We start from the raw sequence: 26,760 nt of genomic DNA on the forward strand, positions 1-26,760 counted from the left end.
TTGAGGTTCTAGCGTCGACCGTGTGAGCCAATCAGAGGTGGTAGTCGACCAAGTTGTCCTGCGCGACGGCTTCGTCCCGTTGATCGATATCAGCAGCGCGCGCACTGGCGACGAGCGTCAGCGTCAGGCGGTGGCCGATGCCATCGGCCGGTGCTGCGAGACCAGTGGGTTTCTCCTGCTCGCTGGACACGGGGTCCCCGACGCGGTGATCGACGATGTCAATCGCGCTCTGCGCGAGTTCTTCTCGCTGCCTCAGGCCGCGAAGGAGCAGATCAGAGCGGACCCCGCCGATCCGCTGGCCCGCGGGTTCAGCAGTGCGGGCAAGCTCGCGGCCACCAACGACGGAGCCGACCCCGAAGCCGAGCATGAATCACCGGACAGTGTCGAGAAATTCGTGTACTTCCCGCTGGGCAACACCGAAGGCTTCGACCGACCCACATGGCCCGACGTGCCGGGATTCCGTACGGCCTACCAGCGCTACTACGACGAGATGGCCGTGCTTGCGACCGAGTTGTCGCGGCTGTTCGCCCTGGCCCTCGGACTACGCGAAGACTGGTTCGATGGCTTGATCGACCGGCACCACTCCAACCTGATGGCCAACCACTACCCGGCCGATGGTCAGCCGGCCGGACACGTCCGGCTGAGCCGGCACAGCGACTGGGGCAACCTCACCATCCTGCTGCAGGACGAATCCCAGAGCGGACTCCAGGTTCTCAACGATCGCGGCGAGTGGCTCGACGTTCCGGTGGTCCCGGGATCGTTCGTCATCAACATCGGTGACCTGTTGGCCCGGTGGACCAACGACCGGTGGGTCAGCACCGTGCACCGCGTGGTGAGCACGGGCGCCGGTGGTGAACGGTTCAGCCTGCCGTTCTTCCACCAGCCCAATTACGACGCCCTGATCGAGTGCATCCCCACCTGCGCGACGGCTGACAATCCGCCACGGTACGAGCCCGTGGTGTCGGGGCCTTATCTGCTGGACAAGTTCAGGCTCGCCTATGATCTGAGCCCCAGCTGACGCCGGCTCAGCGGTGCTCGGCCAGCGCCCGCAGGAAGAACATCAGGTTGGCCGGGCGCTCGGCCAACCGGCGCACGAAGTAGCCGTACCATTCGTTGCCGAACGGAACGTACACCCGGACGTGGTTGCCCGCCTCGGCCAGCCGGCGTTGTTCGGCGTCGCGGATGTTATAGAGCATCTGGTACTCGAAACCGTCCACACCACGGTCGAATTCGTCAATCAGCGCCGGTACCGCGTCGATGATCACCGGGTCGTGCGAGGCCACCATCGGGTAGCCCGACCCGGCCATGAGCACGCGCAGGCACCGCAGGTAGGAGTCGGTGACCTCCTCGGCGTCGCGGTAGGCCACCGAGGCGGGTTCGTCGTAAGCGCCCTTGCAGAGCCTGATCCGGGCTCCGGCTGCGGCGAACTCGCGGCAATCCGCCTCGGTGCGGTGCAGGTAGGCCTGCAGAACCGTGCCCAGCCAGTCGAATTCGGTACGAAGGTCACGCACGATCGACAGCGTCGAGTCGGTGGTGGTGTGGTCTTCGGCGTCCACGGTCACCCAGGCGCCCACCCCGCGGGCCTTGGCGCAGATCGTGTGCGCATTCTCGTAGGCGATCTTTTCGCCATCACGCGGCAACGCCTGGCCGAGCGCCGATAGCTTGAGCGACACTTCGAGCGGCTGCGCTGCCGCCTCGACGTCGCCGCGACGAGCCAGCCCTTCGAGCAGGGTCAGATAGGCCTGCACGGTACGCTCGGCGTCCTCGCTGCTCGTGGTGTCCTCACCGAGATAGTCGACGGTGACAAAGCGACCCGAATCCCGCAGCGCCCCAACGGTGTCAAGCGCGTCGGGTACCGTCTCGCCCGCGACGAAACGGTCGACCACCTTGCGGGTGATCGGGAGGCGCTCAGCCGTGTGGCGTAGCCGCGGCGAGCGCGACGCGGCCAGGATCGTCGGGCGCGCAACCCGCTGAAACACGCCCATCTCAGACCTCCATGTGGGGGTAAGTGTGATTGGTCGGCGGTACGAACGTCTCCTTGATGGAGCGGGCCGAGGTCCAGCGCAACAGGTTCAGCGCGGAGCCGGCCTTGTCGTTGGTGCCCGAGGCCCGTGATCCGCCGAACGGCTGCTGGCCGACGACCGCGCCGGTCGGCTTGTCGTTGACGTAGAAGTTGCCCGCGGCGTTCCGCAGCCGTTCGGCGGCGGTGAGCACCGCGGTGCGATCGTCGGCGATCACCGCCCCGGTCAGCGCGTAACGGGCACCGGTGTCGACGACGTCGAGGATCCGTTCGTATTCCGCGTCCGGGTAGACGTGTACGGCCAGGATCGGACCGAAGTACTCGGTGGAGAAGGCCTCGTCGGTCGGATCGTCGGAGAGCAGCACGGTGGGTCGCACGAAATAGCCTTCAGTGTCGTCGTATTCGCCTCCGGCCGCGATGGTGACGCCCGCGGCACCCTTGGCCCGCTCGATCGCCGCGACGTTCTTCGCGAAGGCGCGGTCGTCGATCACGGCGCCGCCGTAGTTGGTCAGGTCGGTGACATCTCCGTACTTGAGGTCCGCTGTGGCCGACAGGAAATCGTCGCCCATGTGGTTCCAGACCGAACGCGGGATGAAGGCCCGGGAGGCCGCTGAGCATTTCTGCCCCTGGTAGTCGAAGGCCCCGCGAATCAGGGCCGTGCGCAGCACATCCGGGCGGGCCGAGGCATGGGCGAGGACGAAGTCCTTGCCGCCGGTCTCGCCGACCAGCCGCGGGTAGGTGTGGTAGCGGTCGATGTTCGCGCCGACTTCACGCCACAGGTGCTGGAAGGTGGCGGTGGACCCGGTGAAATGGATGCCGGCCAGGCGCGGATCGGCCAGTGCCACATCCGACACCGCGATCCCGTCCCCCGTCAGCAGGTTGATCACACCGGGCGGCAGCCCAGCGGCCTCCAACAGCTGCATGATCAGGTAGGCAGCGAAAGTCTGTGTGGGTGAGGGTTTCCACACCACGGTGTTGCCCATCAACGCAGGTGCAGTGGGCAAGTTGCCCGCGATCGCGCTGAAATTGAACGGCGTGATGGCATAGACGAAGCCTTCCAGCGGCCGGTGGTCGGTGCGGTTCCACACGCCAGGGCTGCTGATCGGCTGCTGGGCCAGGATCTGGCGGGCGAATGCGACGTTGAACCGCCAGAAGTCGATCAGTTCGCAGGGCGCATCGATCTCGGCCTGGTAGGCGGACTTGGACTGACCGAGCATGGTGGCCGCGGCGATCTTCTCCCGCCACGGCCCGGACAGGAGGTCGGCCGCCCGCAGGAACACCGCGGCGCGTTCGTCGAACGGCAGCGCGGCCCAGTCGCGCTTGGCGGCCAGGGCGGCCTCGATGGCCGCGGTGGCGTCGGAGTGTCCGGCGTTGGTCAGGGTGCCCAGCCGCGCGCTGTGGCAGTGCGGCTGCACCACGTCGATGCGTGCGCCGCTGCCCATCGTGTGTTTGCCGCCGATGACGTGCGGCAGGTCGATCGGTGCCCCGGCGAGTTCGCCGAGCGCGGTGCTGAGGCGGGTCCGTTCGGCTGAGCCCGGTGCGTAGTCATGGACCGTCTCGTTGGCCGGCAACGGCACGTTGGTGATGGCATCCATGTCTCCAGAATCCCTGACGTGACCTACGCAATACTTGTCCAAACCGACAAGGCTTAACGCGCCGGTCAGTAGAATCGGACAACATGCGGACCACGGGTGTCAGCTTGGGCCAGCTGCTGTTGGCGCTGGATGCCACACTGGTCCGGTTGGTGCAGGCACCCCGCGGACTGGACCTGCCGGTGGCCTCGGCGGCACTGATCGATTCCGACGATGTGCGCCTGGGTCTGGCCCCGTCTGCGGGCGCGGCCGATGTCTTCTTCCTGCTCGGGGTCTCCGAAACCGATGCGCGGCGCTGGGTCGACCAGCAGAGTGCACGTCGGGCGCCGGCCGCGATCTTCATCAAAGAGCCGTCGGACGCCACCATCGAACGTGCGGTGGCCGCAGGCACCGCGGTGGTCGCCGTTGATCCACGGGCACGCTGGGAACGGCTCTACCGGCTGGTCAACCACGTCTTCGAGCATCACCGTGACGGTGCGCTGCACGATTCGGGCACCGACTTGTTCGGTCTGGCCCAATCAGTGGCAGAACGCACGCACGGCATGGTCAGCATCGAGGACGCCCAGTCGCACGTGCTGGCCTATTCGGCGTCCAGCGACGAGGCCGACGAGTTGCGGCGGCTGTCGATTCTCGGTCGGGCCGGCCCCCCGGAGCATCTGGCCTGGATCGCCCAGTGGGGCATCTTCGACGCGCTGCGTTCCCGGCCGGACGCGGTGCGAGTGGCCGAGCGTCCCGAACTCGGATTGCGGCCCCGGCTGGCGATCGGCATCTTCGCTCCGGCCGTCGACGAGCGCCGGGCCCCGGCCTTCATCGGCACCATCTGGGTGCAGCAGGGCAGCCGCCTGCTCGCCGACGATGCCGAAGACACCCTGCGGGGCGCCGCGGTACTGGCCGCGCGCATCATGGCGCGGTTGGCTGCCGCCCCGTCCACGCATGCGGTGCGGGTGCAGGAACTGCTGGGTTTGGGCGAGACAGACGCGCCCGTCGAAGTCGAGTTGATCGCCAGGGAACTGGGCGTGGCCCCCGGCGGCCGCGCGGCTGTCATCGGCTTCAGCGGCTGGGCCGGAGCTTCCGACACCGGCGGCACCGCGAGCACCCGGCTCGCCGACGTCCTGGCCCTGAGCGCCAGCGCTTTTCGTCATGACGCACAGATGGCTTCGCTGGGTTCGCGCGTCTACGTACTGTTCCCCAGCACAGGTAAGGCGGTGACGTCATGGGCGCGGGGCACCGTGGCAGCGCTCCGTGCCGAGTTGGGGCTGCAGTTGCACGCCGTGATCGCGAGTCCGATCACCGGGTTGGCCGGTGCCGCCGCCGCGCGCGCCGACGTGGATCGCGTGCTCGACACCGCCGAACGCCATCCCGGAACCCTGGCCGCGGTCACGTCCCTGGCCGAAGCACGCACCACGGTGCTGCTCGACGAGATCGTCACCGCGATCGCCGCCGATGAGCGGCTGATCGACCCGCGGGTGCGCACCCTGCGCGCCGACGAGCCGGTGCTCGCCGAGACCCTCGGGGTATACCTGGATTGCTTCGGTGATGTGGCCGCGTCCGCCCAACATCTGCATGTGCACCCCAACACTGTGCGCTACCGGATCCGCCGGGTCGAGCAGCTGTTGGGGGCTTCGCTCAACGATGCCGACGTGCGACTGCTGCTTTCGTTGAGTTTGCGCGCCACGGCGTGAGCCCGGCGCCCTGTCCATCGTTCGGTTGACACACGAATCAGCCGCGAAGCCGTCGCGCAGCAGCGGCCGACGCGGCACCGTAGGGGTATGACTACCGAAGCGGTTCAGCAGGAATCCGAGCATCCGTATCTCAGCGGGAACTTCGCACCGGTGCATGACGAGGTCACGGTCACCGATCTCACGGTCACCGGGACCATCCCGGACTATCTCGACGGACGTTATCTGCGCACCGGACCCAACCCGCTGCGGGCGCCCGATCCGCGGCACCACCATTGGTTCCTGGGCGACGGCATGGCGCACGGGATCCGTCTGCGCGACGGCGCCGCAACCTGGTACCGCAACCGTTGGGTGCGGTCGAGTTCGGTGGCGCGTCAGCTCGGCGAGACGTGGGCCGGCGGCGCACACGCAGGCGGCTTCGATTTCCCCGCCAACACCAACATCATCGGCCACGCCGGTAAGACCCTGGTGCTCACCGAGGCCGGCGTGCGTCCCTACGAACTCACCGAGGAACTCGACACCGTGGGCCCGTCCGACTTCTGCGGAACCCTGTTCGGCGGGTTCACCGCCCACCCCAAGCACGATCCGAAAACTGGTGAGCTGCACGCTGTCTCGTACAACCCGCTGCGTGGCAACCTGGTGAGCTACACCGTCACCGGGGTGGACGGCAGGGTCCGGCGCACCGTCGACGTCGCCGTGCGCGCACACACGATGATGCACGACTTCTGCTTGACCGAAAAGTATGTGGTGATCTACGACCTTCCAGCCCTGCTGGACCTGACCACCATGGTCAAGAGCGCTCCGGCGCGGGCCGCGGCACGGCTTTTGACCGGGTTCGCCGCCAGACATGCCGCACCGGACTTCGTTCTGCGCGCCGCGATGCGGGGATCCGAACGCGCTGCTCTGCCGACGACGTCGATGCCCTACCGGTGGGTACCCGAGCACGGCGCGCGACTCGGGGTGCTGCCGCGCGAAGGAACGGCCGCCGACGTCCGGTGGTTCGACATCCCGCCGTGCTACGTGTTCCACACGCTCAACGGCTATGACCAGGCCGGACCGGACGGTGAGCAGATCGTGCTCGACGTGGTCCGGCACCCGGAGGTGTTCACCACCGGGAACCGGCTGTTCACCGACTCGATCACGCTGGACCGCTGGACCATTGACCTTCACAGTGGCCAGGTCAGCCCACAACGGCTCGACGACACGGCTCAAGAGTTTCCCCGCGTGGACGAGCGCCTCGTGGGCCGGCCGCACCGGTACGGCTATACCGTCAACCTCCCGTCGGAACCGGATACGTCGTCGGCCGCCATGCTGCGCCACGACCTGCGCGACGGCACCACCGACCGGGTCGACTTCGGACCCGGGCGCGAACCCGGCGAGTTCGTTTTCGTCCCGTCCGGACCCGATGCCGACGAGAATGACGGCGTGGTGATGGGATTCGTCTACGACCGTGCCGAGAACCGCAGCGATCTCGTACTGCTGGATGCCGCCACCCTGGCACCCGTTGCCACCGTGCATATTCCGGTTCGGGTTCCGCACGGCTTCCACGGCAATTGGGTGGCCACCGACGTACCGTCCGGCCGCTAGCATCGGCAGATGACCGAAACCGGTCCACCTACGACACCGCGCCGCGTCAGAGGCGAACCGTCGGACTGGCATTGGATGTGGGAGAGCTACGTCTGCGGGTTGTGCGTCGCGGCGATCCTCGCGGTCGTGTTGCTGCGGCACACGTTCGGCGGCAACCTGCTGGTCGCCTGTGGTGCGCTCACCGCAATGGTGGTGGTCGTTCTGGTCTTCGGGCGCAACGTTATTCGCGCTGCGGATCCCAACAACGGTCCGGTCCGGGTACGGACGGCGGCGTTCGTGGCGGTGATGATCGGGCTGTGGCTCGTGGCGCTGCTGGCAGCACCACCGGCCGTTGCGGCGATTCCGGCGCTCTACCCATTGGTATTCGCCACCCTGCCGCTGGCGGCGGCTCTGACACTCACCTTCCTGGTGACCCTGGCCCCGCTGGGCGTCGCCGTGGCCGCCCACGGAGCGGGATGGCCGAGCCTGCCCGCAGTGGCGGCGGTGACGCTGGTGGGCGCGGTGGCGGCGCCGGTCATCGGTACGACGATCATGACGACGCTGCGGCAGCGGCAACGGTTGACCGACACGGTCGCCGAGCTGGCGGCGAGCCGGGCACAGACCGCTCAGCTGTCCCGTGAGGCCGGGGTGGCCGCGGAGCGGGAGCGGCTGGCCCGCGAAATCCACGACACGCTGGCTCAGGGGTTCACCAGCATCGTGGCACTGGCCCAGGCCGTGCAGGCTGAGAGCGACAGCGATCCGGCCGCCGCCGCCCGCCATGTCGAACTCATCCGAACCACCGCGCGCGACAACCTGACCGAGGCCCGCACGATGGTGACCCGGCTGACTCCCGCCGCCCTGGAAGAGGGCTCCCTGTCGGCCGCGTTGCGTCGGCAGGCCCAGGGTCTGGCGGCCGAGACCGGCATCGCCGTCGACGTCCGGATCGACGACGATCTACCGCCGCTCGCGATGGCCACCGGCGTGGTGCTGCTGCGCAGCGCGCAGGAGGCGATGACGAACGTGCGCCGGCATGCCTGCGCGACCGAGCTGCACGTGCGGCTGCAGACGGCGCCGGATGGTGTCCGACTTTGCTTGTCCGACAACGGTATCGGCCTGCCCATCGATCACGTCGAGGGGTTCGGCCTGCGCGGGATGCGGGCGCGGCTGGACCAGGTCGGCGGTACGTTGACGCTGTCCAGGCCCGAAGGCGGCGGGGTGCGGGTCGTCGTGGCGGTGCCGGCATGACGACCGTGTTGTTGGTCGATGACCACCCCGTGGTTCGCGAGGGGCTGCGCGGCATGATCGACGCCGAGGATGATCTCAGCGTGATCGGTGAGGCCGGGTCCGGGGCCGAGGCGATCAGCCTGGCCCACACGCTGCGACCCGAGGTCATCCTGATGGATCTGCGGATGCCCGGCATCGATGGCGTGACCGCCACGGCACGCATCCTGGCCGACAATCCGTCGACGCACATCGTCGTCGTCACCACCTACGAAAGCGACACCGACATCCTGCGCGCGGTCGAGGCCGGGGCGACGGGATACCTGCTCAAGGATGCGTCTCGCGTTGAGTTGGCCCGGGCAGTGCGCGATGCGGCGCGCGGCAAGACCGTGCTCGCCCCCGGGGTCGCCGATCGACTGGTGAACGCGGTGCGCTCACCGTCGGTGACGCTGTCGACGCGTGAGGCCGAGGTGCTGGCCCTGGTGGGCACGGGCGCCACCAATGCCGATATCGGACGCGCCCTGCACATCAGCGAGGCCACGGTGAAGACGCACCTGCTGCGCGCATTCCACAAACTCGGGGTGTCCGACCGCACCGCGGCGGTCACCAAAGCCATGTCGCTGGGACTGCTGGGGTAGCGCTTCTCCGCGAGGGCTACGAGGCCAGCCGCGCGACGGCGGCGGCGATACGCTCGTCCGTCGCGGTCAGCGCGACCCGGACATGCTGTGCGCCGGCCGGCCCGTAGAACTCGCCGGGGGCCGCCAGGATTCCCCGCTCGGCCAACCACTTGACGGTGTCGCGGCACGGCTCGCCGCGGGTGGCCCACAGGTACAGCCCTGCCTCGGAGTGCTCCACGGTGAACCCGGCCGCCCGCATGGCGGGCAGCAACGCTGCGCGGCGCTGTGCGTAGCGCTCCCGTTGGACGGCCTCGTGCTCGTCGTCGTCGAGGGCGGCCACCATCGCGGCCTGCACGGGCGTCGGCACCATCATCCCCGCGTGCTTGCGCACCGCGAGCAGCTCGGCCACCACAGCCGGATCACCGGCGACGAACCCGGCGCGGTAGCCCGCCAGTGAAGAGGTCTTGGACAGGGAGTGCACGGCCACCAGCCCGGTGTGGTCACCGTCGCACACCGACGGGTGCAGCACGCTGAGCGGCTCGGCTTCCCAGCTCAGGCCCAGATAGCACTCGTCGGACGCGATCAGTACGTCCCGCTCCCGGGCCCAGCCCACCACCTTGCGCAGGTGGTCGACCCCGAGCACGCGGCCCGTCGGGTTGCTGGGTGAGTTCAGGTAGATCAGCGCGGGCCGCTGCGGCCCGAGCTGGGTCAGCGAATCGGCCCGCAACACCTGTGCCCCGGCGAGCAGGGCGCCCACCTCGTAGGTGGGGTAGGCCAGTTCGGGGACGACGACGGTATCGCCGGCTCCGATCGCCAACAGGGTCGGCAGCCAGGCGATCAGCTCCTTGGTGCCGACCACCGGCAGTACCGCATCCGGCGCCAGGCCGGTGATGCCGTACCGGCGCCGCAGTGCGGCTTCGGCGGAGGCACGAAGGGCCGGGGTGCCGGCGGTCGTCGGATAGCCCGGAGCCGAGCTGGCGGCGGCCAGCGCGTCGCGGATCACCGGCGCCACCGGATCAACCGGAGTGCCTACCGAAAGGTCGACGATTCCGTCGGGGTGCGAACGGGCCAGAGCGGTGACATCGGCCAGGGTGTCCCAGGGGAACTCTGGCAGTACCGCTGAACGACGCTGTCGCACCACGTCAGTCTCGAAGCCGGCTTCGACCGCGCTCAGTCCTCGGCCTTGGCCGGCAGGTCCTTGATGGCCTGCGGGTCATTGTCGGTCTGGCCCACCTTGGAGGCACCGCCGGGTGAGCCCAGCTCGGAGAAGAAGTCAGCGTTGGCCTGCGCGTAGCTGCTCCACTGGTCGGGGACGTCATCTTCGTAGTAGATGGCCTCGACCGGGCAGACCGGCTCGCATGCGCCGCAGTCCACACACTCGTCGGGGTGGATGTACAGCATGCGTGCACCCTCGTAGATGCAATCGACCGGGCACTCCTCGATACATGCCTTGTCTTTGACGTCGACGCAGGGTTCGGCAATGACGTACGTCACTGATGTCTCTCCTGTCCAGTGGGCTGCTGGGCTCGGTGTTCGGGGACTCTGATGAGTCGACGTCACAGTATGCGTTGCCCATACTTGGACGTTCGTCTCAGTGTGCCCTAACTTGACGCACCACCCATTTAAGGGTGGCGCGTAGTAACTGATACTAAACGTCGCAGATACACCTCGCCTAGTCGCCACGGCCGATTACTTGATCCCCGCCAACGCCACTCAACTAGTTGCATAGGACCGTCGGTCCCACCTACTCTGCCGACATGGGGCTGGCGTATCCGAACCTTCTGTCACCGTTGGACCTCGGGTTCACCACACTGCGCAACCGTGTGGTGATGGGCTCGATGCACACCGGCCTGGAGGATCGCGCCGGTGACACGGCGAAGCTGGCCGAGTACTTCGCCGAACGGGCCCGCGGCGGCGTCGGGCTCATCATCACCGGCGGCTATGCACCGAACAAGACCGGTTGGCTGCTGCCGTTCGCATCCCAACTCGTGTCCTCGTCCGAGGCCCGCCGCCATCGCCGCATCACCGGCGCCGTACACGAGGCAGACGGCAAGATCCTGCTGCAGATCTTGCACGCCGGACGCTATGCCTACCACCCACTTTCGGTCAGCGCATCCGCGATCAAGGCTCCCATCAACCCCTTCCGGCCGCGCGCGTTGCGCGACGTGAAGGGCACCATCGACGATTTCGTCCGCTGTGCGCTGCTGGCTCGCGAGGCGGGTTATGACGGTGTCGAGATCATGGGCAGCGAGGGCTATCTGCTCAACCAGTTCCTGGCGCCGCGCACCAACAAACGCACCGACGCATGGGGCGGCACCCCCGAGAAGCGCCGCCGCTTCCCGGTCGAGATCGTGCGCCGGGTGCGCGAGGCGGTGGGCTCCGACTTCATCATCTGCTACCGGATGTCGATGGCCGACTACGTCGAGGACGGTCAGAGCTGGGACGAAATCGTCGCACTGGCAACGGAAGTGGAGGCCGCCGGAGCGACGATCATCAACTCGGGCTTCGGCTGGCACGAGGCCCGGGTGCCCACGATCGTCACCTCGGTGCCCAACAGCGCGTTCGTCGACATCAGCAGCGCGGTGGCCGAGCACCTCACCATCCCGGTGGTGGCGTCCAACCGGATCAACATGCCGCAGACCGCCGAGCAGACCCTGGCCGATACGCATGTGCAGTTGATCTCGATGGCCCGGCCTTTCCTCAGTGACCCGGACTGGGTGCGCAAAGCTGCCGAGGAACGCGTCGACGAGATCAACACCTGCATCGCCTGCAACCAGGCCTGCCTCGACCACGCTTTCGTACACAAGAAGGTGTCGTGCCTGCTCAACCCGCGCGCCGGACGCGAGACCTCCCTGGTGCTGAGCCCCACCCGCCGCGCCCGCTCGGTCGCCGTCGTCGGGGCCGGACCGGCCGGGTTGTCGGCAGCGGTCAGCGCCGCGCAGCGTGGGCACCGGGTGACCCTGTTCGAGGCCGGGTCGGCCATCGGCGGCCAATTCGACTTGGCCAGAAGGATTCCCGGTAAGGAAGAGTTCAACCAGACCATCCGGTACTACACCACCATGCTCGACAAGCTCGGGGTCGACGTGCGCTTGGGGGTCCGGGCCGGGGTGAATGAGCTGGCCGGTTTCGACGATGTGGTGCTGGCCAGCGGGGTCACGCCGCGACTGCCTGCCATCCCGGGGATCGACCATCCGAAGGTCCTCACCTATGCCCAGGCCATCACGGGTGCGCCTGTGGGCAAGTCTGTGGCGGTGATCGGTGCCGGCGGAATCGGTTTTGACGTCAGCGAATTCCTGACGACTGACCAATCACCGACACTCAACCTCAAGGAGTGGAAGGCCGAATGGGGTGCCGCCGACCCGCAGGAAGCACGCGGCGCACTCACCACTGCACTGCCCGCCCCGGCCGTCCGCGAGGTGTACCTGCTGCAGCGCACCAAGGGCGCGCAGGGCCGCAACCTCGGCAAGACCAGCGGCTGGGTGCGCCGAGCATCACTGAAAGCCAAAGGCGTACATCAGCTTTCCGGGGTCAACTACGAACTCATCGATGACGACGGCCTGCACATCAGCTTCGGTTCCGAGCACCGTGATCGGCGAGTTCTTCCCGTCGACAACGTGGTGATCTGTGCTGGGCAGGAATCGGTGCGCGATCTCGAAGATGCCCTGCACGGCGCCGGGATCGAGCCGCACATCATCGGTGGCGCTGCCATAGCAGCCGAACTCGATGCCAAACGTGCGATCAAGCAGGGCACGGAGTTGGCCGCGCGCCTGTAAGCGCAACTAGCCGCGAGAGTCGATCACCTGCCGGGCGATTTCGACAAGCTTCGTGTTGCTGTCCTGCGACAACCGCCTGAGCATCTCGAAGGCTTGCACGTCGTCGACGTGGTAGCGCTCCATGATGATGCCCTTGGCCTGGCCGATCCGGTCCCGCGTGGTCAGCGCCGACGTCAGCTGGTCGGAGTGTCTACTTGCCAACAGTGCCGCCGCGGCGTGCGCCGCCAGTACCGTGCCGATGGTCTCGGCTTCACTGTCCCAGGCCCTCGGCTGGAAACCGAACAGGTTCAGCGCACCGGCCGTCCGTTCAGCCGTATATAGCTTGAAAGACAACCCGCTCAGCACACCGATCTCGGCTGCGACCTTCGAATACCTCGGCCAACGGGGTTCCTCACGGAAATCGTCGGTGCGGACCACGGTGTCGCCGAGAGCTGCCTCCATGCACGGGCCTTCCTGGTAGGTCACCTGCAGTTCGTCGAGCCGATACGGCAGCTCGCTGGTGCCCGCGAGCGAGTCCCACCTACCGCCGTCACCGACGAGCAAGATCCCCGCGGTGTCCACGCCCGGGATGAGCTCGGTGGCCGCCTTGGTGACGTCGGCGAGTATCTCCTCGACGGTGCGCGGAGCCGCGAGTGCGCGCGCGAGGTCTGCCATGCGCACGGCCAACTCGTGGCGCGGTAGCTCCACCATCCTTGCCAGGATGCCCGCCGACGCCGGGTTCCACACGACGTTTCGGGCGGACGTTTATGGCTGATTTGGAGGGGCAATCTGGTGTAGCAGGCGACGGCCATGGTCGACCATGGCCGTCGCCCAGGTCTCGCCGGTTCAGACCTCGAGCCGACGGGGCCGCCTGTTCACGGTGGCCCGGAAACAGAGCGCACCGCCGTCACGCAGGAGTGGCGCCGGCGGCCCGGCGCCACTCCTCCATGTCACGGGTGGGGTGAGTCAGGCCTGCTTGACGGCCTCGATCTCGAGCGTGATGGTGACCTTGTCGCCCACGACGGTGCCGCCGGTCTCCAGCGGCATGTCGATGTCGATGCCGAAATCCTTGCGGTTCAACACAACCGAGGCTTCGAAGCCGGCCACCGGGCCCTGGCCCATGCCCGGGTTGACACCGTTGAACTCGAGCTTGAGTGAAACCGGCTTGGTCACGCCCTTGAGGGTGAAGTCGCCGTCGACGATGTAGTCGTCACCGTCGGGATGCACGCCGGTCGACACGAAGGTGGCGGACGGGTAGTTCTCGGCGTCGAAGAAGTCTGCGGAGCGCACGTGGGCGTCGCGCTGCTCGTTGCGGGTGTCGATCGAGGTGACGTCGATGGTGGCGCTGACCGAGGGGGTTCCGTCCTCGGCAACGACGACGGCGCCGCTGAACGTCTCGAAGCTGCCACGGACCTTGCTCACCATCAGGTGACGGACCGAAAAGTTGATCGAGGAATGCACGGGGTCGATGGCCCAGGTACCCGCGGTCAGGTCGGTGGCTACTGCGACGGTCATGGTGTCTCTCCTTGGTTCGAGCGCCGGGCGGTCCGGCACCTTCACCAAGCACTAACCGGACCGTGGTCCGATTGAATTCCCGATTTCTCGCGAATTTCTTCTCGATCTTGAAACCGGCGGCGCATCATGCTGGGATCAGCAATTTTCGTTGCAGTCAATTACAAGATGGGAAACCGCTGGTATGCGCCTACTCGCCCTCATCCTGACGTCTGCCGCAGCAACAAGCTCACTACTCGCGGCGCCCGTCGCCGGCGCCTACCCGAATTGCGCTGCGGCCCGCGCCGCGGGTGCCGCGCCCATCTACGCCGGGCAGCCCGGGTACAGCTCGAAACTCGACCGCGACGGCGACGGGGTCGCCTGCGAGACCGGAGGCGGCTCAGTTTCCGGCGCAGGCTCGGCTTCCGGCAGCGACTACACCACCGTGGTCATCTGGACCGGCGCCAACTGCATCGACATCACCGCACCATCCGGTTCTGCGGGCACCCTGCAAACCGGGTCGCACTGCGGTGGCAAAGCGACGTTGTTCAGTTCCGGTGTCGGCGACCAGATGATCGGAGCCGATCCGGTCATCGGCGATGCCGCGAGCCTGTCATGCGAGATTCTCAGCGGTCGGTTGATGGATTAGGGCATGGCCGGCGACGGGCACGATGTGAACTGCCTGACGCGCGTAAACGCACTCTCGTTACGCTCGCGGTGCCTGCTCAAGCCGCGAGTGGCGAGTAGTCCGTGGTGCGCTGACGGGCCGGGCGGCCGATACCTTCGGCGATCGCGACAAGTTCGGCCACGGTCTTGGCTGAGCCGTTCTCCGAGCCGGCCATCCGGGAGATGGTCTCCTCCATCAACGTGCCGCCCAGGTCATTGGCGCCGCCGCGCAGCATCACCTGCGTGCGCTCCACGCCGAGCTTCACCCAGGACGTCTGGATCGACGGGATCCTGCCGTGCAACATGATCCGGGCCAATGCGTGCACGGCACGGTTGTCGCGGTGTGTCGGTCCGGGACGCGCGCCGCCGGCCAGATAGAGCGGTGAGGACTGATGCACGAACGGCAGCGGCACGAACTCGGTGAAACCGCCCGTGCGGTCCTGGATTCCGCGCAACACGTTCAAGTGCCCGACCCAGTGCTTGGGGGTGTCGACGTGGCCGTACATCATCGTCGACGACGAGCGCAGCCCCACCTCGTGCGCGGTGGTGACCACGTTGATCCATTCCGAGGTCGGCAGCTTGCCCTTGGTCAGGACCCAGCGGACCTCGTCGTCGAGGATCTCGGCGGCCGTACCCGGGATGGTGTCCAGGCCGGCCTCACGCAGGCTGGTCAACCACTCCCGAACCGACAGCCCGCTGCGGGTGACACCATTGGCGATCTCCATGGGGCTGAAGGCATGCACGTGCATCGACGGCACCCGCGCCTTGACCGCCCGGACCAGATCGGCATAGCCGGTGACGGGAAGCTCCGGGTCGATGCCGCCCTGCATGCACACTTCGGTGGCACCGGCGACGTGGGCCTCCCAGGCCCGGTCGGCGACCTCGTCGGTGGACAGCGAGTAGGCGTCGGCGTCGCCCTTGCGCTGCGCGAAGGCGCAGAACCGGCAGCCGGTGTAGCAGATGTTGGTGAAGTTGATGTTGCGATTGACGACGAACGTGACGTCGTCGCCGACGGTATCGCGACGCAACGAATCCGCCAGGGCGGCAACAGCTTCCAGCGCCGGACCGTCGGCAGTGGCCAACGCGAGGTACTCGTCGTCGCTGCAGCCACCCGGATCGCGTTCGGCCGAGCGCAGCGCGGCCAGCACATCGGTGTCGATGCGTTCGGGGGCCCGGGCGGCGAGCTCGTGCACCTTGGCGCGAATCGACTCCCAGTCCCCGAACGCACTGTCGAGGTCGCTACGGGTATCGGTGAGCCGGCCCTCCGAGTCGATCGCGGTGTGCAGATCGATGCGGCCCAACGATTCTGATGCTTCGTCGGGTTCCTGCCACGGCCGCCCGACCGGGATGACGTCGAGCGCGAACCCCGTGTCAGGGTCGGCCAGCGCATCGACGTGCCCGCGCACCCGCGGATCGATCCAGGCAGCGCCGGCTTGCACGTACTGCGGTTGAGCGGTCAGCCGCTGCACCAGGTCGTAGCCGGCCTGCGCGGTGACGTCGGCCAGATCGTCCAGTGCCGGCCACGGCCGCTCCGGGTTGACGTGATCGGGGGTCAGCGGTGACACCCCGCCCCAATCGTCGACACCGGCACCGATCAGGGCCAGGCATTCCTGCCGCGACACCAGGTTCGGCGGCGCCTGAATACGCATCTTGGGCCCCAGCACCAGGCGCGTCACCGCGATCGTCGCGATGAAATCGTCGATCCCGGCATCCGGGCTCGACGCCATCGCGGTGTGATCCTTGGCCCGGAAGTTCTGCACGATAACTTCCTGAACGTGCCCGAACTCCTTGTGAGACTTACGGATTGCGTGCATCGTCTCGGCACGCTCGGTCAGCGTCTCGCCGATACCGACCAGCAGTCCCGTGGTGAACGGGATCGACAAACGGCCGGCGTCGTCCAGGGTGCGCAACCGAACCGCCGGATCCTTGTCCGGGCTGCCGTAATGGGCCTCGCCCTTGACCTCGAACAGACGCCGTGACGTGGTCTCCAGCATCATGCCCATCGAAGGAGCGACAGGCTTGAGCCGGGAGAGCTCCGACCAGCTCATCACGCCTGGGTTCAGGTGCGGCAGCAGACCGGTCTCTTCGAGCACCCGGATCGCCATGGCCCGCACGTAGTCCAGCGTGGAGTCATAGCCCCGCTCATCGAGCCATCGGCGGGCATCGTCCCAGCGCTCCTCAGGGCGGTCGCCAAGGGTGAACAGAGCCTCCTTACAACCCAGCTCGGCACCTTGGCGCGCCACGTCGAGGATCTCGTCGGGCTCCATATACATGCCCATGCCCTGTGCGCGCAGCTTGCCGGGCACGGTGACGAACGTGCAGTAGTGGCAAGTGTCGCGGCACAGATGCGTCACCGGGATGAACACCTTGCGCGAGTAGCTGACCGGCAACCGGCCGGCGGAACCACGCCGGCCGGCCGATTCCAGACCCGCGTCCCGCACCCGGGCGGCGCTGGAACACAGATCAGTCAAATCTGCGCCACGGGCGGTCAGGGCGATGGCGGCCTCGTCGACATTGAGCGTCACGCCGTCACGGGCCCGGCGCAGCACGCGCCGCAGGGCCGCCGAACTGGTCGGCGTGCTGGGCGCCGTGGATCTCGGTGGGACGGCCGGGGTGGGCAGATCAGCGCCGTGCTGGGGGTTTAGAGCCACTTTCGTGTAACCCCGTCGTTGTGCACGATCATCCACGCGTCTCACATTCTGAAACCAATCCGCCCGGCATACCGGCCACAGTAACCCCAGTGGGTTTCCGCAGTGCGGCGCCCTTAGTGGACACACAACTTAAAGGTGCGACGATCGCCTCGCCGACCGCGTAAGTTGATCCCGTCGGGAAAGGGGATACCGAAGGAGTTGCGATGTCCACAAGTGTTCGTTCGTATCTAGTGGCAGGTGCTGCCGCGGCCACCGCCACGGCCATCGCCCTCACCCCCGTTCAGGCAGCCCCGGCCGATATCGCCGTCCCCGCCCACCCGACTTCCGCCGAGCCCCAGCTGACCCAGGCGATGATCGATCTGCTCGCCGCGGCCAGCCGGATGACGGCCGCGGTGACACCCAAGGTTCCCGACCAGACCGGTGCGGCACCCGCGCTGGGATTTGCGCCCGCCGCCGCGACGACGGGCGAGGTCGGCGTCCAGAACGCGGCGAGCGATTGGTTGACCTCGGGCTACCAGTTCATCCAGGCCTGGGTCGACTGGGGCGTGGAATACGCACAGGACATTGCCTACTGGCTGGGCGGCTGGGGGGTGCCGTTCGCCGGTTTGATCGGCGACCAGATCGGCATCTTCTACAACTACCTGATTGAGCCGATCGCCAACGCCGTGTTCTACGACGCGATCGTTCCCATCGTCAACAATCCGCTGAATCTCGGGGTTTGGATCAACGGCATCGGCAGCGCGATCGGATCCTCGGTCGCCGAAGCCGTCAACTTCGGCGTCGAAGAATTCAATTACTTCTTCGGCTGGATCTTCCCGCCGCTGCCGCCACCATTCCCCACGCTGGCCACCACTCAGACGTTGGCCGCCGCGCCGGGCGCCCTGTTCCCGGGTGTGCGCGAGTTGGTCGGCGATGTCGTGCTGCCGCCGGCAGACCTCATCACCAACGTCGCGGTGAACACGGTCGACGGTGCCTACAACGTCGTCCACAACGCGGCCGACTTCGTCGTGGGCGGCGCCGAGAACGCGTTGGATGCGCTGCGCCTGAACTTCATCAGCAGGCAGATCGACATCAACTACACACTGATCAGCGCGCTGTCCCAGCAGGGCGTCGACCTGACCACCGATCTGATGCAGGTTCCGGATCGCTACCTCAATGACGTGCTGACCCAGAACCAGGGGATTCTCGAGGCGCTCGGCACCGAAGCCCGCTTCGTCGGCAACAGCATCACCAGCCACGGCAGCAACGCGCTCAATGCGGTCGGTGAGTACGTCGACAATCAGATCGACTACTTCACCCCCGGCCGCCTGGCCACCGACACCGACACCAAGGAGGTGACGAGCGTTCCGCCGTCGGCGCGTGCGTCGTTGGTGTCCACGCCCGCGCCGACCGAGACTCCGGCAGAGACGCCGGCCGGGGATGTCGACACTGTCGCAGGCGCCGCGCAGGACCGCGCGAAAGACCGTGCGGCCCGAGTGCGGACACGGGTGCAGGCAGGGGTCGAAGAGGCAGTCACCGCATCGAGGAAGGCCAGTGATGACACGCGCGACGCGGTCAGGAACACGGTGCGGAATCTGACCCCGAAGCCCAAGACCAAGGCCACACCCAAGGCCAACGAGAAGGCATCTACGGCCGCCGGGAGCCAGTCGGCAGACAAGGGCAAGTCGGGCAGCGCCAAGAAGGGCACCAAGAAAGACAAGAAGTAGGTCAGCGGCGGTAATGCCGTCGCAGCATCGCCGCCGGTGGTAACGCGCCGGCGGCGATGAATATCAGCGAGCCATACGCCATCAGCCCAGGGCCGGCGAAAATGAGGTCGCTGCCCGGCCCACCGAATGTCATCGCCACGACGGCCGCCAGCCAGGTCCACAGCGGCAGCGCCGCTATCCGTATGGAATCGGTCCAGTACGTGGCAGCCCACACAAGAGCGGTGTTAAGTGCTCCGGCAGCCAGTGCGCTCACCGGAAATGGGATCGATCCGATATATGACGGCAGCAGGAGTGCACCTACGACGGCCGAAATGACGCCGTCAACCGCGAGCAGTGCCAGGACGATGCGACCCAGCACGAGGTCCGAGGGCGGGGTCAGGTCGGGATGCTGTCGAGCAGACCGACAAGCGAACCCACCACCCACTGGAAGTTGTCCGCGCGGTCCTGCCAGTGCTGCAGGTTCGGATCCAGATCGGGGTCCATGAATGTCCCTTCGACGCCTCTGATTCACCGGAGCTTACCGCGTCCAGTTTCGGCTATTGCAGATTCAGTCCGGTCAGCAGGTCGGTTTCCCACCCACGCTGGTCGCGCTCCCCCGCGTCGCCCGAGACAAGCACGTAGTGCTCCTCACCGAGCAGCGGCAGGGCGAGATTGTTCGACAGCGCGAATGCGGTGCCGTCCGGATCCACGGTGACCTGGGTGGCGTGCGCGCGCATCGCGGCAACCTTGGCCGGCAGCTGGGCGGCGGCGTCGACGACAGCATCGATCTTGTCGTCGGCGTACCCGAACGGGACATCGCCCACGTCGATCCGGATCCACTCCTCGGGAACGTCCCGCAGGCCCTGCAGGCCGGCGCGCATCGCAGAACTCGCCATCACCGTCCAATAGAACTTCGGGACTTTCCAGCCGGCCGCCGCGACGGCCGCAGTGGTGACGCGGTGAGCCTGTTTGTGGTCAGGATGCCCGTACCCGCCGTCGGGGTCGTAGGTGACCACGACGTGCGGTCGTAGCTTCTCGATGATCTGCACCAGTTCGCCGACCGCCTCGTCGAAATCGGCATCGATGAATCGTTGTTGCTTACGCTGCGGTGAACCTTCCATGCCCGAGTCGCGCCAGCGGCCGGGCCCGCCGAGGAACTGCGGCGCACCGATACCGAGCGCGCTCAGCGCCTTCGTCAGTTCGCTGATCCGATACCCGCCGAGTTGATCGGCGTGGTCTACGCCCAACCGCGCGTAGCGGTCCCCGATGACCTCTCCCTCTTCACCGAGGGTGCACGTCACCACGTGCACATCGGCGCCCAGCGCGGCGTAATGCGCGATCGTGGCACCGGTCGTGAGGGTTTCGTCGTCCGGATGGGCGTGGACGAATAGCAGACGGGGCGTTTCACTGGGCATCGTGACCGACGATAGCCGGGGACCGACGGTGGCGCGAGAAGACCTACGTCACCGGCTTTGACGCACAACGCTGACGAATCCGGGTATCGCGCATACATTCACACCGTGACCCGCCGTGAGCTTGAGTTCGGCTGCAGCATCGTCATCGTCGGGTTGTTGGCGGGCCTGGCGGGCATGGCGACGACAGTTCTCCTGCATTTCATCGAACACCTCACCTACGCGTTCACGTTCGGCTCACTGCTCGATGGGGTCACCGGCAGCAGCCCGGTGCGCCGGGCCGTCGGCCCGATGATCGGCGGCGCGCTGGCCGGGTTCGGCTGGTGGATTCTGCGACGTCACCATGAGGTGCCTGCGTTGGCCTCGACCATCTCGAATCACCGTGCCATCCCTCGGGTTTCGATGACGCTCGACGCGGCGCTACAGGTTCTGGTGGTGGGTTCGGGCGCATCCCTGGGTCGTGAGGGCGCACCCCGCCAAGTTGCCGCGGTACTCGGGGACGTCGGCACCTCGCGGTGGGCACTCACACCCCACGACCGCGAGATTCTGCTCGCCTGCGCCGCGGGGGCCGGCCTGGGTGCGGTGTACAGCGTGCCGATCGGCGGGGCCTTGTTCGCGATCCGGATCATGATGCACACCTGCCACCCACGGGCCGTCGGGGCCGCGTTGATCACTTCGGCGTTGGCGGTCGCGGTCGCGGCACCCGTGACACATGTTCGGGCTCCGCTGGAGTGGCCGGACCCCAGCCTGTCGTACTTTCTGACCGGTTTCGCGTTGGTACTGGCGCCGCTGGCGTTCGCGGTGGGCACGGCTTTCAACCGGATCATGGCGTCGGCGCGGCCCACGGTCACCCCCACGTCATGGCTGATCATTCCGGGCATTGCCACGGCCGGTCTGCTCGTCGGTATCGGTTCGGTGTGGTGGCCAGAGCTGCCGGGCAATGGCAAGAGCATCCTGACGGTCAGTCTCGCCAGCGGTATGACGCTCGGATCTGCCGCGGTGATCCTGCTCTTGAAGCCCGTCCTCACGGCACTGTTCCTGCGAGCCGGCGCGGTGGGCGGCATGCTCACGCCGGCGTTGGCGACCGGCGCGGCGCTGGGATCGCTCATCGCTCTGTCGATCAACACCTTGGACATTCGACCCGTCAGCGTCGCTGCGGTCTCACTGACCTGTGCGGCCGGAGTGCTTGCGGTGACGCAGCGCGCCCCGATATGGGCCGCGTTGTTCGTGTGGGAGTTGGCGCGGCCGCCGCTGTGGGTGTTGCTGCCATTCCTTGCCGCCGCACTGGCCGCTCACGGGCTGCAATCGGCGGCGGAGCGGCGCGACGAGGTGATGGTCGAATGAGCGACACCAGGGCAAACCGCGGGCAACGAAATCCGTAGTTTTCGGAACTGACCGAGGCTGCCACTTAGTTGCCAACGCAAGCACGGTGCGAATACCGGGACCACCGGTCTCATTAGTGGTCGGCGCCTCATCCCCGCGCTGGTTGTTTTACAGATCACACCTACGTGTCCAGTGTGCGCACGCTAACTCCCGTGCCGGCATCACCGAAACATTACCGCTGGGTAACCCAATCGCGTTTGCCCCGGACACCTTCGCTGGCAATCAATTGACATCTCCAGTCATATATTTGCTACAGCTGATCTATCACAGCGCTCAATATCGCTACCGCGGGTCTCGCAACCTATGGGTCTCACCTCGCAAAATGCGTACTACCAGCAATATTGCAGATACCCAGAGTTTATTTGCGGAGCAGGCTACGGGTTACTGCGACCTGAAAACTAGTTAAGAAACTTTGCAGACAACCGAACTTACTTTGGGGTAACTTCTGCGCCGACCTTAGTTACGTCGCCGTAAGGAGATCCCATGCAACTCGTCGCTCGGTCATACCTGGCCGCGGGGGTGGCACTCGTCGGTGCCAGCGCCATCGCAGTCAGCCCCATGGCGCCAACTGTCCCGGAGGTGCACGTACCGGTGGCTCTCACGGCGGCCATCGACAACCCGGTGACCGTATTCGAGCCAGTGGCCGCCGCGACGCAGACGCTGATCAGCAACATCATCGAACGCCAGACCACCAACCCTGCCCCGATCCCGCGGCAGCTCGTCGACAACGCGGTCGGCGGATACCAGGCGTTCCTGACCACGCCCCCGGTTTATGCCATTGCGCAGGCCCTCGCGGGAGTGGTCATCACGGCCCAGGAGTTCGGCCCCAACCTGACCGCGCTCGGGGAAACCACGTCTGCGGCCGGGACTGCTCTCAGTGAAGCGCTGAGCGAGTTGGCCGCCGGCCTGCCGGCCGGCCTCGAGGCGGCGGCTGCCAAGATCGCCGCCGGTGACGCCGGTGGCGCCCTCGACGGCCTCGTGCTGGACGGGATGCAGCCCATCATCAACATCTTGATCTTCGCGGTGTCCCCCGAGATCAACGCCATCGGGCACGTACTCAACGTCCCGCAGCCGCTCATCAACGCTGTATCGGAGAGCACACTCGGGTTGGTGATCGGGCTGGCTGCCGCAACGGTCGGCGTCGGGTATGACCTGGACGGTGAGCCGAGAGCCATTCTGAAGCAGGCACTCGTCGGGGCCCAGGACGTCGCGAACGCCGTCGCCACCGGCGATCCGACCAAGGTCGTCAATGCCGTGCAGCACGGCATCGCCGACTTCGCCACGAGCGTGATCCGTCAAACCGATGCGACGATCTCGATGGGCAACTACATCGAGGACACCTTCGTCGACGCCCTCAAACAACTCAAGCCCAAGCCGTTCACCCCACCGGATGTCACCATCCCGACTGCCAAGGCGCTGGCCGCCCCGGCCCCCGCTGCGATCGAAGTCGCGGCGCCGAAGGCCGAACAACCCGAATCGACTCCAGTGAGCAACGCCGACACTACTTCTGGCGTCGAAACCGGGACTGCCACCGCACCTGAAGCCGACGCTTCGGATGCCACCGCCAACGCCAAAGCCTCGACGAAGCTGTCGATGAAAGCCTCCCCCAAGGCCGCCAAGGGGCAGTCGAAGGCGAACTCCGCCAAGACAGTCCGCGCCCAGGTCAAATCCACGGTCAAGAAGCTGACCGACGGCCTCAAGAAGGACAAGCCCAGCACCCCCAAGAAGGCCGAGTCGTCCCGCGGTTCCGCCAAGGGCGCCGACAACAACTAACCCACCGCACCACCGGCAGGGCCCCTCCACCAGACCGGGGGCCTGCCGCTCAAGTCCCGTAAGGAGATCCAATGCAGCTCGTTTCTCGGTCCTACCTGGCCGCAGGTGTGGCACTCGCCGGCGCCGGCGCCATCGCCGTCAGCCCGCTGGCACCGCCCGCCCCGGATTTACATCTTCCCGCGATCGACGCCTCATCGGCCGCGGTGAACCTCACCGCCGCGGCCAACCCCCTGCAGCTGTGGGCCGACGTGATCGGGACCGCCTTCGAGAACGTGGGCGGCCTGGGCGAGCAGGTCCTCGCGGATCCCGCCCCGATCCTGCGGCAGGTCATCGCCAACCAACTCCACAGCGCGAATGTGTTGGGCACAGCGACCGAGAAGCTCGCCGACGGCCTCGCCCTCGCGTTTGACCCCGACTACATTCTCAGCTTTACCGGAGCACTCCGGCAGGCGGCCGACGAGATCGCGGCCGGGGATTACGCGAACGGATTCGCTTCGGCGGCGGGCAGCTTCATGATGCTCGGGCTGCCGCTGATCGACTTCGTGGGGAATCCATGGGCGCCCGGCGCCTGGTCGGTGGTCGCTCAACCGTTCGCCAACCTCGCGAACCTGGTCACGAAACTTCCGGACGGCGTTCCGGCCCTGTTGGCGAACGGAATCCTGGCGCCGTTGGCCGGAACCGCCGCGGCCAGCGGGTACGTGCTCGAGAACCTGGTCGCAGCGGCAAACGACGGTGATCCGGCAGAGTTCGTCAGCACGCTGGCGAATTCTCCCGCGACGATCACCGGTGCCCTGCTCAACGGATTCGAGCTCGCGAGCGACGATGGCATGCCCCCCACCGTCTTCGGCGGCCTGCTGAACGCCCCGGACGCCTGGGGCACGGGTGGGACCATCTCGACGGTGCTGAGCACATTCTCCCGTCTCGCCGACGCACTCGCGACGCCCGGCGCAGACCGTGATGACCTCTTCGGCACCCCGCCGGCTCTCGACGCGGCACCCGAGGCTGTCACGGCGAATTCGACCCTCGCCCTCACTGCCAAGACCGTGACGCTCGATGTCGCGCCGACCGAGGAGATCAGCTCGACACCTGCTGCTTCACAGGCTGTTTCGGTGGCCCACGAGCCCACGGCCGCAGTGGAAGACGCGGCATCAGACGACACGCCGTCCGCCGACGCCGACGCCAAGGCCGACACCGCAGCTGATAGCGGCAGCACCCCGAAGGCCGCCACCACCAAGGTGTCGACCAAGGCATCACCGAAAGCCACCCGGGGACAGTCAAAGGCCAATTCCGCCAAAGCTGTCCGCACTCAGGTCAAGTCAGCGGCCAAGAAGCTGACCGACGGCCTCAAGAAGGACAAGCCCGCCACCCAGAAGAAGGCCGACAAGAAGACCTCGAGCGGCTCGGCCAAGAGCTCCGACAAGTAGCCCATCGCACCCCGCAGGCCCTCTCCATCGATGCGATGGAGAGGGCCTGCGGCTTCTTTGGAAGTTCTCAGCCTGTACTCAGTTCCGCGGCCCGAGGGCACGCCTGCCACCCGTGTCGGGCAATGTGGCAACCTACGACATTTGGTTGCCATCACAACCACACAGCAACTCCCGAACAACTTTCTGCCACGAGTCGTTCACGGACACATGCCACACCCGTCCGACACGGCGGAGGTCGACGCGTGGCGCCCGCGGTGAGCCTTCCGGCGCAAAACCCCCCGCCCGCCCGAGCACCCTTGTTCACCCGTGTTTCCTACGACCGCGTACCCATCGAGCGAACAATCACCCCTTGGGCGCCAGCACCTCGCGGCTTGCGAGCTGCTCCCTCGCATTGGGTTGCAGAACAATATTCAAGGACGCCTAACTACGCCGCCCTACCAGCTAGTTCACTTTGCTCACCAGTAGATTAGCCGTGCGCCCAGCATTGAATGCAACTTTTCAAAAACACAAATTTGTAAAGTTACTCTCAGGTAGCTTCAGCCTCGTCGGGGATCGGATTGATCTAGAGGAGAAGCAATGCAAGTCGCAGGCCATCCCTATCTCGCCGCCGGTGTCGCGTTGGTCGGGGCCAGCGCCATCGCCATAAGTCCGGTCGCGCCGCCGATGCCGGACATCACGGTTCCAGCGGTCTCTTCGGCTGAAGTGAGCCTGTCGGCAGCAACCGATCCGATCCAGGCCTACATGCAGCTCTTCACCAACACCGTCACCAATGTGTCGACGCTGATCGGTGACGAGTTGGCCGACCCCGCTCCGATCCTGCGACAGGTGATCGACAACCAGATCGCCACCGCAGTCTCGCTCGGGTCGGCACTGCAGGATTCCGCGGTGGCACTCGGCAACGCACTCGACCCGTCGAATCCTTACAGCATCCCGTCCTTGTTGCAGTCGGCGCTTTCAGACCTCCTCAGCGGCGACATCAACGGTGCGGTGGCCAATGCCTGGAGCGCATTCCTCACCCCGGTCGTAGGAGTCGGCCTGCCCCTGCTGGAACCGATCACAGCTGCCATCCGGCAGCCGATACAAAACGTGCTCAATGTCGTGGACACCCAACTGGCCGTGGTGATGCCGCTGCTCGGGGCTCTCAACGTCGCGTATCGAACGCTCACTGTCGCAGGCAACGTCGGTCAAGAGATCCTCGACTCTGCCACCGCAGGTGATCCGCTCGGCGTCGTCAACACGATGCTCAGTAGTCCTGCCGTCATCACGGACGCGTTCCTCAACGGTGATGAGCTCGGCGGCGGCGTGTTCGGTCCCAACCTCGGCCTGCTGGGCACCCTGCGGCAGGCGCGCGAGATGATCGCTGCGGCAATCAGTCCCCCCGCAACGGAGGCAGCAGTCTCGGCAACGGACACCACGTCGAGATCGGCAGCCAAAGTCGTGACGCTCGACGTCGCGCCCACCGCCGAGAAGGCACTGCCTGCACCGGCAGCGGTGCCCGAAGCCGCCGAAAGCGCCGAAACGGCGCCTGCGCCGGCAGCGGCGGCGGATGAGGACGTACCTTCCAAAGCCACCGCCCCGGTGGTGCGGGACAGCCTCAAGGCAGAACCCGGTAAGACCCTGTCCACCAAGCGGTCCGCTTCGGCCAAGCAGGTTCGCGAGGACGTTCAGGGAGCGGTCAAGAACGTCACCGACGGACTGAAGAAGGCCGCAGCGGGGCTCGGTGGCAAGAGCACCAAGGCCGGAAAGCACGCCAAGTCCAGCGGCGGCTCGTCGTCGTCGGGCTCGAGCAGCTCAAGCGGCGCAGCCTGATTCACCGCCAAGCAGTGGG

21 protein-coding genes are annotated in these 26,760 nt (G+C 66.7%); 12 read left to right on the forward strand and 9 right to left on the reverse strand.

The window, feature by feature from the left end; genetic code table 11:
- Window positions 1-22 precede the first annotated feature (22 nt).
- Entirely contained in the window at window positions 23-1,018 is a 996-nt protein-coding gene (locus BKG60_RS22810; protein ID WP_083650353.1) for an isopenicillin N synthase family dioxygenase, read from the forward strand.
- A gap of 7 nt (window positions 1,019-1,025) precedes the next feature.
- Here the strand turns inward: BKG60_RS22810 and BKG60_RS22815 are convergent, their stop codons facing one another.
- Both BKG60_RS22815 and pruA read right to left on the reverse strand, forming a co-directional pair.
- Window positions 1,026-1,985: a proline dehydrogenase family protein gene (locus BKG60_RS22815; protein WP_075910040.1), complete on the reverse strand. Its 960-nt coding sequence runs from the start codon at window positions 1,983-1,985 to the stop codon at window positions 1,026-1,028.
- A 1-nt stretch (window position 1,986) separates the two neighbouring features.
- Window positions 1,987-3,615 (reverse strand): L-glutamate gamma-semialdehyde dehydrogenase, encoded by a 1,629-nt coding sequence (pruA, locus tag BKG60_RS22820; protein WP_075910041.1) that lies wholly within the window; start codon window positions 3,613-3,615, stop codon window positions 1,987-1,989.
- An 83-nt stretch (window positions 3,616-3,698) separates the two neighbouring features.
- Between pruA and BKG60_RS22825 the strand changes: the two genes are divergently transcribed.
- The 4 genes from BKG60_RS22825 (at window position 3,699) to BKG60_RS22840 (ending at window position 8,716) form a co-directional block, all read left to right on the forward strand.
- Window positions 3,699-5,294, forward strand: coding sequence for a PucR family transcriptional regulator (locus BKG60_RS22825; protein ID WP_075910042.1), 1,596 nt, complete (start codon window positions 3,699-3,701; stop codon window positions 5,292-5,294).
- An 87-nt stretch (window positions 5,295-5,381) separates the two neighbouring features.
- Entirely contained in the window at window positions 5,382-6,878 is a 1,497-nt protein-coding gene (locus tag BKG60_RS22830; RefSeq protein ID WP_075910043.1) for a carotenoid oxygenase family protein, read from the forward strand.
- 9 nt (window positions 6,879-6,887) lie between these two features.
- Window positions 6,888-8,102 (forward strand): sensor histidine kinase, encoded by a 1,215-nt coding sequence (locus tag BKG60_RS22835; RefSeq protein ID WP_075910044.1) that lies wholly within the window; start codon window positions 6,888-6,890, stop codon window positions 8,100-8,102.
- Window positions 8,099-8,716, forward strand: a complete 618-nt coding sequence (locus BKG60_RS22840) for a response regulator (RefSeq protein ID WP_075910045.1) — start codon at window positions 8,099-8,101, stop codon at window positions 8,714-8,716. Before BKG60_RS22835 ends, BKG60_RS22840 begins: the two co-directional genes overlap by 4 nt.
- 16 nt (window positions 8,717-8,732) lie before the next feature.
- On the opposite strand, the gene dapC is transcribed toward BKG60_RS22840, so the two are convergent.
- Both dapC and fdxA read right to left on the reverse strand, forming a co-directional pair.
- Window positions 8,733-9,836: a succinyldiaminopimelate transaminase gene (gene dapC / locus BKG60_RS22845; RefSeq protein WP_075910046.1), complete on the reverse strand. Its 1,104-nt coding sequence runs from the start codon at window positions 9,834-9,836 to the stop codon at window positions 8,733-8,735.
- A gap of 29 nt (window positions 9,837-9,865) precedes the next feature.
- Window positions 9,866-10,189, reverse strand: a complete 324-nt coding sequence (gene fdxA / locus BKG60_RS22850; protein WP_036448192.1) for a ferredoxin — start codon at window positions 10,187-10,189, stop codon at window positions 9,866-9,868.
- A gap of 263 nt (window positions 10,190-10,452) precedes the next feature.
- On the opposite strand from fdxA, the gene BKG60_RS22855 reads away from it, so the two are divergent.
- Complete coding sequence (locus BKG60_RS22855) at window positions 10,453-12,468, forward strand: NADPH-dependent 2,4-dienoyl-CoA reductase (protein WP_120765003.1); 2,016 nt, start codon at window positions 10,453-10,455, stop codon at window positions 12,466-12,468.
- Between the two features lie 6 nt (window positions 12,469-12,474).
- Here the strand turns inward: BKG60_RS22855 and BKG60_RS22860 are convergent, their stop codons facing one another.
- Both BKG60_RS22860 and BKG60_RS22865 read right to left on the reverse strand, forming a co-directional pair.
- Complete coding sequence (locus BKG60_RS22860) at window positions 12,475-13,158, reverse strand: GAF and ANTAR domain-containing protein (RefSeq protein ID WP_075910047.1); 684 nt, start codon at window positions 13,156-13,158, stop codon at window positions 12,475-12,477.
- Window positions 13,159-13,413: 255 nt separating this feature from the next.
- Entirely contained in the window at window positions 13,414-13,962 is a 549-nt protein-coding gene (locus BKG60_RS22865; RefSeq protein ID WP_070185033.1) for a YceI family protein, read from the reverse strand.
- A gap of 181 nt (window positions 13,963-14,143) precedes the next feature.
- Between BKG60_RS22865 and BKG60_RS32855 the strand changes: the two genes are divergently transcribed.
- A complete protein-coding gene (locus BKG60_RS32855; protein ID WP_070185032.1) occupies window positions 14,144-14,587 on the forward strand; it encodes an excalibur calcium-binding domain-containing protein in 444 nt (147 codons plus the stop codon).
- A 76-nt stretch (window positions 14,588-14,663) separates the two neighbouring features.
- Here the strand turns inward: BKG60_RS32855 and BKG60_RS22875 are convergent, their stop codons facing one another.
- Window positions 14,664-17,255, reverse strand: a complete 2,592-nt coding sequence (locus BKG60_RS22875; protein WP_070185042.1) for a bifunctional FO biosynthesis protein CofGH — start codon at window positions 17,253-17,255, stop codon at window positions 14,664-14,666.
- A gap of 203 nt (window positions 17,256-17,458) precedes the next feature.
- Between BKG60_RS22875 and BKG60_RS22880 the strand changes: the two genes are divergently transcribed.
- Window positions 17,459-18,961, forward strand: a complete 1,503-nt coding sequence (locus BKG60_RS22880; protein ID WP_131827531.1) for a hypothetical protein — start codon at window positions 17,459-17,461, stop codon at window positions 18,959-18,961.
- A 1-nt stretch (window position 18,962) separates the two neighbouring features.
- Here BKG60_RS22880 and BKG60_RS22885 read toward each other — a convergent pair whose 3' ends face one another.
- Together BKG60_RS22885 and mshB are read right to left on the reverse strand one after the other, a co-directional pair.
- Window positions 18,963-19,385 carry a hypothetical protein gene (locus BKG60_RS22885; protein ID WP_070188532.1) on the reverse strand — a complete coding sequence of 141 codons (423 nt, stop codon included), beginning with the start codon at window positions 19,383-19,385 and terminating at the stop codon, window positions 18,963-18,965.
- A 112-nt stretch (window positions 19,386-19,497) separates the two neighbouring features.
- Window positions 19,498-20,355 carry an N-acetyl-1-D-myo-inositol-2-amino-2-deoxy-alpha-D-glucopyranoside deacetylase gene (mshB, locus tag BKG60_RS22890; RefSeq protein ID WP_075910049.1) on the reverse strand — a complete coding sequence of 286 codons (858 nt, stop codon included), beginning with the start codon at window positions 20,353-20,355 and terminating at the stop codon, window positions 19,498-19,500.
- Window positions 20,356-20,460: 105 nt separating this feature from the next.
- Between mshB and BKG60_RS22895 the strand changes: the two genes are divergently transcribed.
- From BKG60_RS22895 to BKG60_RS22910, 4 genes are all read left to right on the forward strand, one after another.
- A complete protein-coding gene (locus BKG60_RS22895) occupies window positions 20,461-21,696 on the forward strand; it encodes a chloride channel protein (protein WP_075910069.1) in 1,236 nt (411 codons plus the stop codon).
- A gap of 522 nt (window positions 21,697-22,218) precedes the next feature.
- Window positions 22,219-23,508 (forward strand): hypothetical protein, encoded by a 1,290-nt coding sequence (locus BKG60_RS22900; protein ID WP_075910050.1) that lies wholly within the window; start codon window positions 22,219-22,221, stop codon window positions 23,506-23,508.
- A gap of 71 nt (window positions 23,509-23,579) precedes the next feature.
- Window positions 23,580-24,932, forward strand: a complete 1,353-nt coding sequence (locus tag BKG60_RS22905; RefSeq protein WP_075910051.1) for a hypothetical protein — start codon at window positions 23,580-23,582, stop codon at window positions 24,930-24,932.
- Between the two features lie 576 nt (window positions 24,933-25,508).
- Window positions 25,509-26,741, forward strand: a complete 1,233-nt coding sequence (locus BKG60_RS22910) for a hypothetical protein (protein WP_075910052.1) — start codon at window positions 25,509-25,511, stop codon at window positions 26,739-26,741.
- Window positions 26,742-26,760 lie beyond the last annotated feature (19 nt).

Origin of the sequence: Mycobacterium syngnathidarum (genome assembly GCF_001942625.1) — a bacterium.
Classification (GTDB): Bacteria; Actinomycetota; Actinomycetes; order Mycobacteriales; family Mycobacteriaceae; genus Mycobacterium; species Mycobacterium syngnathidarum.

Coding starts and splice junctions, on each gene's coding strand:
- BKG60_RS22815 (WP_075910040.1), bottom strand. CDS start 1,985: ATGGGCGTGTTTCAGCGGGTTGCGCGCCCGACGATCCTGGCCGCGTCG.
- pruA (WP_075910041.1), bottom strand. CDS start 3,615: ATGGATGCCATCACCAACGTGCCGTTGCCGGCCAACGAGACGGTCCAT.
- BKG60_RS22825 (WP_075910042.1), top strand. CDS start 3,699: ATGCGGACCACGGGTGTCAGCTTGGGCCAGCTGCTGTTGGCGCTGGAT.
- BKG60_RS22830 (WP_075910043.1), top strand. CDS start 5,382: ATGACTACCGAAGCGGTTCAGCAGGAATCCGAGCATCCGTATCTCAGC.
- BKG60_RS22835 (WP_075910044.1), top strand. CDS start 6,888: ATGACCGAAACCGGTCCACCTACGACACCGCGCCGCGTCAGAGGCGAA.
- BKG60_RS22840 (WP_075910045.1), top strand. CDS start 8,099: ATGACGACCGTGTTGTTGGTCGATGACCACCCCGTGGTTCGCGAGGGG.
- BKG60_RS22855 (WP_120765003.1), top strand. CDS start 10,453: ATGGGGCTGGCGTATCCGAACCTTCTGTCACCGTTGGACCTCGGGTTC.
- BKG60_RS22860 (WP_075910047.1), bottom strand. CDS start 13,158: ATGGTGGAGCTACCGCGCCACGAGTTGGCCGTGCGCATGGCAGACCTC.
- BKG60_RS22865 (WP_070185033.1), bottom strand. CDS start 13,962: ATGACCGTCGCAGTAGCCACCGACCTGACCGCGGGTACCTGGGCCATC.
- BKG60_RS32855 (WP_070185032.1), top strand. CDS start 14,144: ATGCGCCTACTCGCCCTCATCCTGACGTCTGCCGCAGCAACAAGCTCA.
- BKG60_RS22880 (WP_131827531.1), top strand. CDS start 17,459: ATGTCCACAAGTGTTCGTTCGTATCTAGTGGCAGGTGCTGCCGCGGCC.
- mshB (WP_075910049.1), bottom strand. CDS start 20,355: ATGCCCAGTGAAACGCCCCGTCTGCTATTCGTCCACGCCCATCCGGAC.
- BKG60_RS22900 (WP_075910050.1), top strand. CDS start 22,219: ATGCAACTCGTCGCTCGGTCATACCTGGCCGCGGGGGTGGCACTCGTC.
- BKG60_RS22905 (WP_075910051.1), top strand. CDS start 23,580: ATGCAGCTCGTTTCTCGGTCCTACCTGGCCGCAGGTGTGGCACTCGCC.
- BKG60_RS22910 (WP_075910052.1), top strand. CDS start 25,509: ATGCAAGTCGCAGGCCATCCCTATCTCGCCGCCGGTGTCGCGTTGGTC.